At 44.5% G+C, this 13,703-nt stretch carries 12 protein-coding genes and 1 tRNA gene; 4 read left to right on the top strand and 9 right to left on the bottom strand.

All coding sequences use genetic code 11. The features are described from left to right. Positions 1 to 44 precede the first annotated feature (44 nt). Entirely contained in the window at positions 45 to 893 is an 849-nt protein-coding gene (locus LEP1GSC058_RS10225) for a tetratricopeptide repeat protein (protein WP_016549473.1), read from the bottom strand. Between the two features lie 126 nt (positions 894 to 1,019). Here LEP1GSC058_RS10225 and LEP1GSC058_RS10220 point away from each other — a divergent pair, with 126 nt between their 5' ends. Further along, positions 1,020 to 1,199 carry a hypothetical protein gene (locus LEP1GSC058_RS10220; protein WP_016550388.1) on the top strand — a complete coding sequence of 60 codons (180 nt, stop codon included), beginning with the start codon at positions 1,020 to 1,022 and terminating at the stop codon, positions 1,197 to 1,199. A 17-nt stretch (positions 1,200 to 1,216) separates the two neighbouring features. Here the strand turns inward: LEP1GSC058_RS10220 and LEP1GSC058_RS10215 are convergent, their stop codons facing one another. The 7 genes from LEP1GSC058_RS10215 to LEP1GSC058_RS10185 form a co-directional block, all read right to left on the bottom strand. After that, complete coding sequence (locus LEP1GSC058_RS10215; RefSeq protein WP_016551000.1) at positions 1,217 to 2,041, bottom strand: crotonase/enoyl-CoA hydratase family protein; 825 nt, start codon at positions 2,039 to 2,041, stop codon at positions 1,217 to 1,219. Positions 2,042 to 2,134: 93 nt separating this feature from the next. Next, on the bottom strand, positions 2,135 to 3,505 hold the full coding sequence (locus LEP1GSC058_RS10210) for a histidine kinase dimerization/phosphoacceptor domain -containing protein (RefSeq protein WP_016550192.1): 1,371 nt from the start codon (positions 3,503 to 3,505) through the stop codon (positions 2,135 to 2,137). A 268-nt stretch (positions 3,506 to 3,773) separates the two neighbouring features. After that, a complete protein-coding gene (locus LEP1GSC058_RS10205; RefSeq protein WP_051133789.1) occupies positions 3,774 to 4,874 on the bottom strand; it encodes an alpha/beta hydrolase in 1,101 nt (366 codons plus the stop codon). A gap of 72 nt (positions 4,875 to 4,946) precedes the next feature. Then, entirely contained in the window at positions 4,947 to 6,068 is a 1,122-nt protein-coding gene (locus tag LEP1GSC058_RS10200) for a peptidoglycan DD-metalloendopeptidase family protein (protein WP_016550448.1), read from the bottom strand. A 101-nt stretch (positions 6,069 to 6,169) separates the two neighbouring features. Further along, positions 6,170 to 6,580 carry a bactofilin family protein gene (locus LEP1GSC058_RS10195; RefSeq protein WP_010414395.1) on the bottom strand — a complete coding sequence of 137 codons (411 nt, stop codon included), beginning with the start codon at positions 6,578 to 6,580 and terminating at the stop codon, positions 6,170 to 6,172. Positions 6,581 to 6,734: 154 nt separating this feature from the next. Continuing rightward, positions 6,735 to 9,200, bottom strand: coding sequence for a penicillin-binding protein 1A (locus tag LEP1GSC058_RS10190; protein ID WP_016550504.1), 2,466 nt, complete (start codon positions 9,198 to 9,200; stop codon positions 6,735 to 6,737). 24 nt (positions 9,201 to 9,224) lie between these two features. After that, positions 9,225 to 10,292, bottom strand: a complete 1,068-nt coding sequence (locus tag LEP1GSC058_RS10185) for a zinc dependent phospholipase C family protein (RefSeq protein ID WP_016551032.1) — start codon at positions 10,290 to 10,292, stop codon at positions 9,225 to 9,227. Between the two features lie 77 nt (positions 10,293 to 10,369). On the opposite strand from LEP1GSC058_RS10185, the gene LEP1GSC058_RS10180 reads away from it, so the two are divergent. The 3 genes from LEP1GSC058_RS10180 (at position 10,370) to LEP1GSC058_RS10165 (ending at position 12,558) form a co-directional block, all read left to right on the top strand. Then, complete coding sequence (locus LEP1GSC058_RS10180) at positions 10,370 to 11,641, top strand: diaminopimelate decarboxylase (RefSeq protein ID WP_016549799.1); 1,272 nt, start codon at positions 10,370 to 10,372, stop codon at positions 11,639 to 11,641. Beyond that, on the top strand, positions 11,616 to 12,320 hold the full coding sequence (locus tag LEP1GSC058_RS10175) for an IspD/TarI family cytidylyltransferase (protein WP_016549958.1): 705 nt from the start codon (positions 11,616 to 11,618) through the stop codon (positions 12,318 to 12,320). Before LEP1GSC058_RS10180 ends, LEP1GSC058_RS10175 begins: the two co-directional genes overlap by 26 nt. Before the next feature lie 156 nt (positions 12,321 to 12,476). Next, positions 12,477 to 12,558: transfer RNA gene (locus LEP1GSC058_RS10165), tRNA-Leu, on the top strand. A 322-nt stretch (positions 12,559 to 12,880) separates the two neighbouring features. Here the strand turns inward: LEP1GSC058_RS10165 and LEP1GSC058_RS10160 are convergent. Further along, the gene (locus LEP1GSC058_RS10160) at positions 12,881 to 13,693 is read right to left on the bottom strand and encodes a CPBP family intramembrane glutamic endopeptidase (protein WP_016550443.1); all 813 of its coding nucleotides are present in this window, start codon (positions 13,691 to 13,693) and stop codon (positions 12,881 to 12,883) included. Positions 13,694 to 13,703: the final 10 nt, after the last annotated feature.

Below are 13,703 nucleotides of genomic sequence, written 5' to 3'. Positions count from 1 at the left end.
TTGAGGTAGGAGATAAGTTTTCCCGATCGGGAGAGCAAATTAGCTTAAGCCTCGTCGATTTCGACGTTTTCCAGAGTATCAAAAAATCCAGTCTGCAGTAATGGACCGAAATCCACCATATCTTCCGCGGAAAGTTTTAATCCGTTTTCCATCGAGTAGGCTTGGAGGAGAGAAGCGCAAGCTAAGTGGCTTTCTCCGAGTTGCGCATGAGCTCGAGCTTTAATAACCAGAATGTCCGCGTCGGATTCACCGAAGTATTTAATATAGAGATCGATGAATTTTAAAGCGTTCTTATGATCGCTGACTTTCAAATAACATTGTGCGATCATATCATAGTGCAGGAACGTTTCCTCTTCATCCATCCTCATGGCGGTTTTTAAAGATGCGAGGGCGGAATTGTAATCGCCTCTTTGAAAATAAAGATAACCGAGCTCGGCCCAAATATCCTTTCTTTTGATTCCGCGTCCGCGGGAAAGTTTTTCCTGCGATAACGCCTGCTTTAAAACAGCAATCGCTTCGTTAGACCGATCCGTGTCTTTCAAGAGGCTCGCTAGAGTTAGATACAACTCTAGTTGATCCGGAAAAGACTCCACTGCTTTCCCTAAAATCTTTTTTGCCAGTTTATAATTGTGAACTTTGATCAGATAATTCGAGTAATGAAGGTGACTTTCCGGATGGAGGGTGAATTTGTCCAAGAGTTCCTGAAACAAATTCAAAGTTTCCCGGGTATTTCCGATGTAGTACTGGCACCAAGCTTGACGATTCTTTACTTTTAGGACTGTTTTCGGATTTTCGGTGAAATTCAGAGATTCTTTGTACAAATTAAAGGCTTTTGTAAATTCCCGTTGCCTCTCTCTTTGAATGGCGCTGCGTATCAATTCTCGAAATCCCACGACGGGGACAGGTTAAAAAAAAAGCTAAAATAATCAAGTTTTCCTTAGATAAACCGATGATTGAAATGGGGAAACAGAAAGAGAAAAGCCCTAAAATTTCGGCGAAATTGCCCGAGAGGAATGAATATGGAAATCAGCAGCCAAGCCAGCCAATCCTTAATGCTCGAAAGAATTGCGAATCTACCTAAAGAGATTTTTCAAGCGCAAGCGGATCTCAACTCCAAACTTTTGAAAGTCGGTATTGAGACTAAATTACAGACCCAAGCGGTCGAAGGAAAGGCCCGTTTACTAGACGCTTACGCGTAAGCGTCTAGATTCGTCCGTTAGAGCTTATTATATTCGGGACGCTTTCTTTCTTTAAAGGAATGGGAGGCCTCTCTGAAGTCTCTGGAATCTAAGAAACTCGAATTCCAGAGAGCAACGTAATTCAATCCCGCGTCGAGCGGCTTTCCTTCCGCATAATTCATGACCTCTTTTGCGCCCTGAACGACGATTTTCGGATTGGCGGCGATCGCACTTGCAGTCGAGAGCGCTCCCTCCATGAGTTTTTCCTGCGAATCGAATAATTTAGAAACTAGCCCGATTCTATATGCCTCAGGTCCGTCGATATCCTTTCCTGTGAAGGCGAGTTCCCGCGTGTGACCTTGCCCGATAATGCTAGGCAGTCGATTAATCGACCCCATATCCGCAACGATTGCAACCTTTGCTTCTCGAAGGGAGATGCTTGCATCCGAAGTCGCATAGCGGATATCGCAAGCGGAAATCAAGTCCAATCCCCCTCCGATGCAATGTCGATGGATTGCGGCAATCGAAGGCTTGACGGAATCGTACACCGCGTTAATTCCTTTTTGCATTTGCAGGATAAGGTTGTAGAATTTCTTACGATCGTCGCCGAAACTACCCTGTACTATACTTCCGAATTGCTGAAAAAATGAATCCAGGTCCAACCCGGTTGAAAATGACTTACCGCGGGCCGCTATGACAAACGCCCTGATTTCCGACGCGGAATTAATCTCTTCTATCACGTCCGGAAGGTCTCTCCAGAAACTCCAATCCATGGCATTTCTTTTATCAGGACGATTCAAATAAACAATCGCGGTTCCATCATTTCGCGGGACAATTTCGAAGAATTCGAAAGAAGTTTTCATGCCGTTCAGAATAGCTAGGTGGGAACTTACCAGGCTACCATTTTTTCTCCTTTTATTCGATCGGATCGAAGAGGAGTTTTTCGTTGCGGTTAGTTATTGCTTCTTAACGGGAAAGGATAGACGGGCAAGGCAGCCTGAGGAATTTTCTAATTCCAGCTTTCCATGCAATAATTTTACGAAGGAGTCCACTAAAGAAAGCCCTAACGAATGGGGATTGCGGTTTCGGATGGCTTGGGCAGGTAAGCCGACTCCATCGTCCTGCACTTCTAAGATAAAATTTCCGTCGTTCTTAAAGAATCGAACTAAAATTTCGCCATTCTCGCGGCTGACAAAGCCGTGTTTAAACGAATTTGTTAAAAGTTCGTTGATAATCAGAGCGCAATTCATTCCGGTTTCGCTAGGAATTCGACATTCCTGAATATCCAAAGTTAATTTAAATTTACTCCTGTCCACCTTATAGACTTCGAATAAAAGGTCCGTCAATTTTCGAACGTATAGATCGAAACTGATGGATGAAAGATCGTGATTTTCATAAAGAACTTCGTGTAAAAGAGCAACTGCATGGATTCTATGCTGACTCTCCTTAAAGATATCGACGCTTTCCTGATCCTTGAGATGATTCGCATTCATGCTTAGTATCGAGGAGATGATAGTTAAATTGTTCTTAATTCTATGATGAATTTCTTTTAGATAGGATTGACCCGGGTCATCCGAATCTTCGGTTCGAAGCACGGTGATAAAGCCGGTCGCCTTTTCTTCCGTATTTAAAATCGGAGAGGTATTGATCGAAACGGGAATTTTCTTTCCAAGCGCGCTGATGACTACCAATCCGTCCCAACTCACGTTATTATTCTGTCCGAGGAGTTCCGAAATCGGAATCTGTCGTTGATTTCCTAAGTTATCCTTTATTTTCAGGATTTTAGAAAGGGGTTGTCCGATGCATTCGGAAAAGTTAAGTCCCGTAATTTGCTCGGCGGCCGGGTTGCAAAATACTACAAGACCGTTTTCATCGGTGGTAATGATACCGGATTCGATCTTATTCAAAGTCGATTTTAGCGACTCTTCGCTTTTTCGATTCTTGAATTCCACTTCATTCTTGTACAGCGCGACTTCGATGGAAGACCGAAGTTGATCGGATTCAAAGGGTTTTACGATATAACCTAGCGGCTGGGTTCTTTTCGCTCTATTGAGAGTATTTTCATCCGCGTATGCCGTAAGATATATGACAGGGGTTTGAAATCGATTTCGTAATACTTCTGCAGTCTGTATTCCGTCCAAATTTCCTTCAATATTAATATCCATTAATACTAGATCGGGATGATTCTCCTCCGCCTTCTGGATGGCCTCTTCTCCCGAAGAAGTAATTCCCACGAGATCGTAACCCAGCTTTTTTAATTTTTGTCCTAAATTAACGGCGACGATGATTTCGTCCTCAACCACGAGAATTTTCGGTTTCGTGAGCATGCTTCTAATTTACGAATAAAAGTTATAGTTTCAATCACATTAATATAAAATCCTTTATGAAATTGTGAACGAAAAGGTTTACAAAAACAAAGAAGTGTCAGGCGCAATCATTAATCGATCGGAATCGAATTTTTTATTACTTAAGTGTTTCCATTTTAGAATGTTTCAAGAAATTAAGAATTTTCTTTAATTCGAACACACGTTCCAAAAATTTTTTCCTGAATCATTAAATCTGATCGCTATCGGACTAATCCTTCTGACTTATTTTTCAGTTACGAAGGATGTAGTTTTCATTTCCATAGGATCTGCGGATGAAGAGACGCTTGTCTGCCTTTACTCCCAAGAAAAGTTGATAAAGGTCGGTAAGAATCGGCCTGGATGAATAATATCCATGACCTAAGGAAATCATCGAAGAATCAATCGGGTTTACGTTAACTACGTCGATGCCGGGAAATTTTGAACAGCTGCCGAGGCGACCGGCCTGATGAATTTGCGAAGAGGCAAGTAAAGCCGAATCCCCCGGTGAACAATATAAGGTAATTCTTGAAGACGATCTTAACAACGGGTCGAGTAAAAGAATAAATTCCCCCGTTTCGTAGTCCGGTGCGTTTAATACTAGTTCATGGATAAACGAATTCGAAGATTCTTTTGCGATTTCCGCGATGGAATTGAGTGCGACTTGGTGGCCCATCGAATGAACCAGCAAATGGATTTTTTTTCCGGTTTTAATCATTCTCTTTAAGAAAATTTTAAAGGATTCTCGGCTGGATCTGGCCGAAATCATATTTTTTTCATACGTATTTTTCAGAAGGAGAGAGCTTAAGAGCGATGCGTCTCCGCCTGCCGGCCATGTAAACGTCACGACCCGACCCGGAAACTTTAAGTCGTATTTCAACTGGGCGGCGCGTAAAATCGCTTCCTCAAATCCGACGTTGAATCCGTGAACGAATACGATGATTTCCTCAAATGGATCCGCCTCGATTTTTTTCCACCATAGGTTTTCGGATTCTTCGACGGATAGGTTTCCTGCGTTGATTCTATGCTCTAAAAATTGAAAGAATTTATCTTTACCGCCGAGTCCGAATGGAATTTCGCCTACCTCTCTATCGGCGGGCACGCTGACCACGCAACTTCCGGTTTTTTGCACCTGATTTCCGAACACCATAAAATAAGCGTTCGAGCATGCAACCTGAGCTGCCGGATTTGTGGACCGTACAGTTGCGAAAAAAACTTCCATCGCCTGGGTTGATGCAAAGGAGTTGGATGTCCTCCGTTCGATTAATTCCGCAAACGAAGGTCCACACGAAAAAAGAAGGGCGAAGAGGCAAAGACTTAGAGCTTGTCGAATATTATTTACGGGAGAGGACATGTTCCGAAGAGTTTTTAAAATAGGCGAATTAAGCAAGAAGAAAGGTCGGTTGCCCACTTCTTAACCGACAAGTTAATGATTCGGTTTCGACCCTCTTTTGAAAGCCAAGCCTTTCAGATATTTGGCCGGATTTACGGATTTGCCTTTGTGAATGACTTCGAAATGCAAATGAGGTCCAAAGCAGTAACCGGTGCAACCGGAAGTGGCTATCTTCTTTCCTCCGACTACATAATCTCCCCGTTTTACGTTTAAGCGAGAGTTATGCGCATATAAGGTTTTAAAGTCGTCGTTATGCTCTACAACGATTGCGTTTCCGTAACCGCCCATCCAGCCGGCAAAGATGACTTTCCCGTTGCGGGCCGCCATTACCGCTTCGTAATTGGCTTTTAAATCCAGCGCTTCGTGAAATTTATGCTGGGGGAAAGTTCTCCAGCCGAAGTTGGAGGTGACGACATGTGAAGAAACGGGGATAACCCACTTTGGCGCGGGGTCTGGGATGACCGCTCCAGGTAGGAACACTTTTTGTCCCGGACGAAGGACGTCCAAATCATCGAGTTTGTTTTCTTCTAGGATTTCGTCCAAATTAACTTTGTATAAAGACGCAACCCGCGCGATCGTATCCCCGGCTTTAACTTTATATAAAAGACCTTGCTTATTAGGAATTTGCAGTATTTGTCCCGGATATAAGGTATCTTCCAAATTGATATTGGACGAGCCCGAGATCGATTCCATGGAAACTTTGAATCGAGTCGCGATTTCGGATAGCGACTCGTTACGTTTAACTTTGTATGTTATTACTTTTAAAAGTTTCTTTTTATCCGCCGGATTGCGAATCTCATTCGCCATTAAAATGGTGAGTTTCGCTTTTTCGGATTCTTCTAAGAACTTCTCGTCTCCTTTTTTGGCCTTCAGATCTTCGGAATCGTTTTCGGAGATCTCATCCGATTTGGTTTCCATAGACGCGTTGGAGGGGTTCATCCAAACCCCGAGGAAAAAGAGTACGAAAAGTATCGAGGCAATGGCAGGGATCATCCGAAATTTTCGTCTCCGGAAGTCGACGCTTCCGTGATATAAATTGCCTTTGAAATAGAAGGAATAATGAAAATGGAACGAGCCCAAATAAATCAGCGTGAAATTATCCGTCCGGAGCAGTTCTTTTCCGGCGGTTAGCTGTCTGGGCTTCTTAAAGATCATACGTTCTAGTTATCGGCCAGTCAGCTTTGACTCTGCCTGAGTTTTTCAACGGGAAAGGGGCTCTAGGTTTGAAAAAAGATGTATCACTTCCGCCTTCGGAGTTATTCTTCCTTTCCATTATCCAAAGTTCTGGTTCCGCCGAAGGATTCTTCCACGATTTTCTTAACATCCTTCTTTTGCCCGCCGGTAACGGTTATATTGCCTTTTGCAACGACCCCTTTTGCTAGGGATAGAGCAGGGGCGATAATATCGCCTAAGAGACGGCCGGTTTCCTCGAGACGAACTTCCGCTTCCGCCTTAATATTGCCTATTAAAGTGCCTGCGACTATGACCTCTCTAGCCGAGATATTGGTTCGGACTTTTCCCGTTTCTCCGATGAAGAGTGCGTCGTCGGTCTTAATTTCTCCCTCGAATTTTCCGTCGATGCGTAGGGAGCCAGCGATATAAAATTTACCCTCGAAGATAGAACCGGGGCCGATTACGCTGTTATTATTATCCTTACCGATGGCCATCTGTTACTCCTGAATGCTGTTAAAAATACCTGAGAATAAAATCTATTTGGCAGCGTGTTCCGAAAACGACAACTCTTTTTGCGGAGCCCCGCTCGGTGTTTCTCACTAATGCGACGGAAAGCCGCCGTTATCCGGCAGAGGTCCGGTCGGGATCCTAGCGAATTACGTCTTCATCCCCTTCAAAAAGATTCGGTCTTTTCTTTTTGGTCGGCGTAGTGCGTTGGGCCGGCGGAGGATCGGGCTCTCCCAGTCCGCGGTGATCGTCGCATATTTCGGTAGGGACCGTATCTTTATCGAAAACTTCCTCCTCGGTCTGATGACAATGGCTTCCGGGAAGTTTTCCAGAGATGGAACAGATAGTTCTTCGAACGATTTTCACCTCGCCGAAATTGAAAGGCTTAGATTTTTCCTTAGACAATGCGTTTGCCATAAAGCGACCCCAGATTGGGGCGGCGACAACCGCTCCGGACATTCCCTTGCCTAAAGATAGTGTTCCAGTGTCATAACCAACCCAGACCACGCCGACCAATTCCGGAGTATATCCGGCGAACCAAGCGTCCCTAAAATTATTAGTGGTTCCTGTTTTGCCGGCTGCAGGACGAGTAAGTCCGTAAGACCTTGCTCCCGTTCCGGTCCCTTTTCGGATCACATCCTCCATCATCGAGGTAATGATGTAACTGACTTCCGGAGAAATTAATTGCTTACGTTCTTTATTTTCGTATTCTTTTCGAAAATCTTTCACTAGATTCCCTTTATCATCTTCCACGTATAGGACGCTCAACGGAAGGATTTGTTTTCCGCCGGAGGCGAAAACGGAATAAGCGCGGGCTAGTTCGAAGGGAGATACTTCAAAACTTCCTAATGCGATTGAAAAATCTCGGGGGAGATTCCTGTTTTCGATTTGTAGAAGTCTTTCCAGATTGGGCAATAAATTGTTTAATCCCGTATGTTCCAACAGACGGACTGCCACGCTATTTCTAGAAAGCTCGAGAGCCTGTCTTAATCTTATAAATCCTGAATATTCTCCGGAATAGTTCGTCGGATTCCATTCATCGCCGTCTTCAAGGACGTATTGTAATGGGGAATCGTCGAATAGAGAAGCCGCCGTCACGTTTTTTTTCGGATCGGGATGTTGATGGTAATATTCCATTGCCGACGCATAAACGAGCGGTTTAAATGCAGAACCGGGTTGCCTATAGGCTTGGAAAGCGCGTATTTGTTGATTATCGGAGCGAAACCCCGAACCGCCTACCATTGCTGTGATGTAACCTGTATCGGGACGGATGGCAATAAGCGCGCCCTCCACCGGAAGTAAATGATCTTCCGTCGCCTGGGTCTTATAACTCCAATCCACTACTTCGCCTAGACTTTCCGTTCCGGAAATTAAATTCAGAACGGAAAGTTCGTCCCGAATATCTTCCTGCCAAGCCCGGTTGAAGGTCCTGAAAGAACGCGATATTTTGAATTTAAACTCCGGTATATCGTGTAATCCGGCCAAGATTTCGTATATATCGCCGTAGGCATCCTCGAACGCATCGATCTTCGTAAACGCTCTCTGGTTTGATAATTGCGTTTGTTGTTTGAGACCGGCAGCCAAGGCTTTTTCCGCCTGGCTCTGATGCTGGATATTTAAGGTCGTATATATTTTTAGACCGCCTTCGTAGAGTTGGGTCTTAGGGATATATCGGGCGAGATTTTTTCGAACGTATTCCGTAAAGTAGGGGAAGCGATTCAATCGGTCCGAAAAGGCCGAATCGTTCGGGGATCTATTTAAGGTGATGTAATATTCGGAAAATGCGTCGAATTCTTTTTCCGCCGTTTGTATGTCCAAAATTCCATTCTCTACCAATTTCTTAAATACGACTCGAACTTTACTTTCCGAGGTGAGCGGGTTTACAAGAGGAGAGAATTCCTTAGGGCGAGTCGTCAAGCTGGCTAAAAGAGCCGCCTCTCCCCAACTTAAATCTTTGATATCTTTTCTAAAATAGAATCGTGCCGCGGCTCCGGCCCCGATCGTCCCGTGACCGAGCGGAATCTCGTTAAGATAGATCTCCATTAAAGTTTTTTTATCGAACTTAGCTTCCAGTAATAAGGCGAGCCAAGCTTCTCTCGCTTTTCTTAGAAAGGACCGTTCAGTATTCAAAAACTTTAATCTTGCAACCTGTTGGGTAATGGTGGATGCACCTTCTTTTACCCTGCCTGCGATTAAATTGACCATCGCGGCCCGTAAAATCCCGCGAATATCCAAACCTCTATGCGATCGGAAATTATTGTCTTCCGTAGACTCGAAACACCGAATCACTTTATTGTCCCAGCCGCCGGGCAGATCGGCTTCGCTAAGTACGATTCTGGAAAAACGATAAAACTCCGCGATCGGTTCGTATTTTCCGTCGGTATTTACTCCGTAGAGGAGTGAGGGTTTCTCATAACGATTCGCTTCGGGAACTCTCCAAATATCCTTTACCGAAAAAACGAAAAGAAAACCGTTCGCGAATAAGAGCCCTAGGCAAAGATAAATAAGTTTCCGGACCGGGTCTCCCGAATCCAAATATTTCTGAATGCGTTCCCGGAAGAGAGTAACGAAATAGCGGGCGAGAAAATCTACGGGTTCTTTTTTCATGTTTCGTTTAAAAAGTTTTCGAATTTATAACGGGGAGAATTGTTTCATTTTGTCGATTCCGTGGTAACGTAATCCCGTATCTAAGTTATATCCTTGGTATTCCTTCAAGAGGGCCGCCCGGGATGTTTTATCGTGCAAATAATCCCAAGCCGTCGTAACCGCGTCTTTAGCAACCTCGCAGGATCGGTTGAGTAATTCGATAAACGAATCGTTCCGTATAAGAGACGGATCCGCAGGATAAGACCATTCTCTTTTTTCCTCATTCATAATTCTCTTATCAATATTTTCCTTTAGAGGAAGCATTAGAACGGATGATTTTACTTTGTGAAACGTAATTTTATCAATGAAACCGAGTGCTGCGCGGACGAAACGACTTCTAGAATCCAGGTATCTATGAAATTGCAGATAGCCCAAGAAGGATTCGTTTAGAATATCTCCCGGAATGATCTTGTCTTCCGAACCCGAATATTTAGACCTAAATTGTTCCGGAAAAGTCTCTTTCAATCCATTCAGCCAAAAGTGCCAAAGCATCGGGTCCATTTTTCGTTTTCCGTCTTTTGCCTTGTGGATCACGTCGACATGATGTACGAAATCATACGCCTTCGGAGTCATCCCCCAGCGGAAGTCCAATAGCCAGGAATCGATGGCGAATTCGACCCTCATATGATTGTATTGCGCTAAGTTTCCGATTTCCTTATTCGAACTATAATAGTCTCCGGAAATAAAAAAGATATACGGATGAGTGACGATATCGACAGCGCAGTGAATGATGTATCCGAGAGTGAATGCGAGAAATCGATCGCGATACATTCCTTCTTCGGTAGAAAGGATTCGATCCAAAAAACTGGTAACGAGTTCGAAAACTTTTTCGTGATGACTGAGATCGCCCCAGTCGGTCGCCTTTTTAGTTCTTCTTGGGGAGAGAATATGATAAAAATAAAAAATATCGGGAGCGATCGCGCCAATATTAGCATACTTACGGGTATTTTCTTCCCGTAACAGCCTTGCGATTTTGCGCTGTTCCTGACTGCCGTGATCCAAATGTTTACACACTTGCGATAGGGCCTCCAGATGGGTGATTTTGCCTGCCATATTAGAATTTTGCCTTTGAAAAAACCCCGACCGATCGAAATGATGGCCTAGAACTATCTAGAAAAGCTTCGATACGTATGCAATCAATAGAAAATCTAAAATTTTTGACAACGGATGAAGCGAGAAAAATCGCAGAATCCTACGGAACTCCCGTCTTCGTTTATAGTAGAAAAGGAATCGAATCCAGTTGTGATGCCGCACTAGCTTTCCCGAACGCCTTCGGCCTCACAGTACGATTCGCGATGAAAGCAAATCCGGGACGAACGATCCTGGAAATATTGAGAAGAAAAGGGATTCATATCGACGCTTCTTCCGAACATGAAGTCCGGAGGGCGCTCTTGGCCGGATTTCAACCGGGAGACATTCTGCTTACCTCCCAACAGCTCGCGGTCTCCTTAAAGGAACTAGTAGGGCAGGGTGTCCAATTCAATGCCTGTTCGTTACGTCAGTTGGAAGAATTCGGAAAATTATTTCCAGGTCGGGAAGTTAGCGTTCGTTTCAATCCGGGTCTCGGTTCGGGTGCGACAAAAAAGACGGACGTAGGAGGAAAGACTTCCTCGTTCGGAATTTGGCACGAAGAAATAGATCAGGTTAAGGCTATCGCTTCCAAGTACGATTTAAAAATTATAAGGGTGCATACTCATATCGGTTCCGGTTCGGATCCGGAAGTGTGGAAGGCCGTCGCGCATTACACACTCGAAATAGCCGCCCAGTTTCCTAATTGCAGAATCGTTAATATGGGCGGAGGTTTTAAAGTCGGACGAATGCTGGGCGAAAAAACAACCGACCCGCAAACGATCGGTGGCCCCGTTCGTGAGTTGTTCGAATCATTTGCCGGGGAAAAGGGAACGAAACTGCAAATGGAGATCGAACCCGGCTCTTTTTTGATGGTGAATAACGGCGCCATCATAGCTCGAGTGGACGATATCGTTAATACCGGATCGGGCGGATATACGTTCGTAAAATTGGATATGGGAATGGATGTGAATACTCGCCCTGCTCTTTATGCGGCAAAACATCCATTGGTCATCGTTCCTTCCGGGACGGACGAATCAAGATCCACGGCCGATTTTGTCTATGTCGGTCATTGCTGTGAGAGCGGTGATTTGATTACCCAGGAAGAGGGGGGCGGACCTCAATTAAGAAAAACGCATGAACCGAAGATCGGAGACTTAGTGGTGATGGAGGGAGCCGGCGCGTATTGTTCCTCCATGTCCGTTAAAAACTATAATTCATATCCGGAAACTCCGGAGATACTCTTCGACACCGATGGAGCTTTTAAATTAATACGAAAAAAACAAAACTTAGAACAGATCGTTCAGAATGAAGTCCTGGTACCCCTCCGATAATCTATACGTAATTCTTCTCTTAGGGGGGACCGGTTCTAGAATGGGCTCCTCCCTGCCTAAACAATTTCTGGAATTGGAGGGTAAACCGATTCTACTGCATAGTTTGAACTCGTTTCTGGAATGGGGAAAATCTAAAAGTATAGTTCTCGTTTCACATAGGGATTACATGGAAAGGACGGAAAGGCTGTGCGCTCCGTTTCTTCGAGAACGGGATAGAATCGTGGAAGGCGGCGAGACTCGACATCAATCGACTCTCGCCGGTCTAAAAAGTATTCAAATTTCGAATTCCGATATAGTGCTCATACACGATGCTGCAAGGCCGTTTGTAATTCTTTCGGATTTGGATCGCTTATCTTTATCCGCCGAAGAATCGGGTGCATCCACGTTGGCTAATCGAAATTATGAAACAGTACTGCAGGAAGAAAACGGACGAATTCGATTTTTGGATCGTGACAAGATATGGTTTATGAAGACGCCGCAAGCCGTTCGAGGCGATATATTAAAAAAAATACATTCGAATCCCGGCGGACAGGAACCGACCGATCTTTGCACCTGGACGGAGAGTTTCGGTATTACCGCAAAACTTATAGAATCTCATCCATATAATTTGAAAATCACAAGACCTGAAGATCTACCTTTAGCGGAAGCATTGCTACCGCTATTTCGATCCTTGCAGTAGGCAGGTCGCTCTAAATGGGCTACAGGATTCGGACCTCTCGCTCGCCAAATCCCCTTCGCAGGCGATCGTATCGTAGAAAATTCTCTTTACTAAATCACCAATCAATATTCTTGACTTCCCTTCTTCCGTTAAAAAAATGACAGGTATATACCCGTCGCGAGTGTGGTGAAATTGGTAGACACGCCAGATTTAGGTTCTGGTGCAGTAATGTGTGGGGGTTCGAGTCCCTCCACTCGCAAACAGATTTTTTCTTACTCCCTCTATTTCAATCGAAGATAAAACTTAAGGACTCGAACGCGAGAAAGCGCAAGGTCCGGTAGCGCCCCATAGGAAGCGTGAAACCGGACCGTCCAAGCACAGGAAGTGCGCAGGCGCGACGAGCCGCCGCGGAGCTCAGTTTGTTAGGATGACAAAACTGCGAAGCGGGCGAGTCCCTCCACTCGCAAACAGATTTTTTTATCTCCCTTATTTCAATCGAAGACAAAACGTAAGGACTCGAACGCGAGAAAGCGTGAGGTCCGGTAGTGCCCCATAGGAAGCGTGAAACCGAGGAGTTTATCTTAATTCGTTCTATGGCGAAAAAGGTAACTTGAAATCAAGATTCCGAGGATCGTAATAGCGATACCTAGGATATCAAGCCAGAGGGGCTGCAATAATCCGTTGGCCATGGATTCTCCGGTATATCCTTCGATCTTGATTTGAAATCCATGCTTAACCAAAATCGGGAATCCGTTAAATACCATATGAGCTAAAATCGGCTGAGCTAGGGATCCGGTTTTCGCGACTAACCAGGCAAAATAATAACCTACAATGCTCGCTCCTAAAAACTGCCAGGGATTCAAATGCAAAATCCCGAACAATAAAGCCGTAAGCAACGCGGCCCTGCGGAAAGAGTAATTTCGTTTTAAGCCGTCAAAGATAAGTCCTCGAAATAAAAATTCCTCCGTGAACGGCGCGACGATCATTAAAGCAACGGAGGTTCCGAACAAATCATCGTCGGAAAAAAGTCGATTCAGCATATCTAAAATGAAATCCGGTTTCGGCACAACCATTGAGAAAACGTTGTCGATTTCGGAGATAAGGATAGTAAAGCCGATGCATGTAAGGATAATCGAGAGGGATTCCGGTAATTTAGGTTTTTGAAATGAAAAAACTTCGGAGAATCGTCTTTTTGTAAAATACCAGCCTGTGACCGTAACCAATCCTATCGAAATTGTGTTCGTGATCCCGAGAAGCTCGGTTTCCGTAAAACGGATTCCCAAGACGTGGCCGATTTGATTGAATAGGAACCCTACGATGAAAGTTACTATAATCGTAGCCAATACGATCATAACGGATCCCGGCAATCCGGGAAAATTTCGGATATCACTCATTTTATTTTTT

The organism is Leptospira fainei serovar Hurstbridge str. BUT 6, assembly GCF_000306235.2.
GTDB classification, from domain to species: Bacteria; Spirochaetota; Leptospiria; order Leptospirales; family Leptospiraceae; genus Leptospira_B; species Leptospira_B fainei.
Note: the sequence above shows the minus strand (reverse complement) of the source record. Positions and strands in the feature narration are given on the sequence as shown.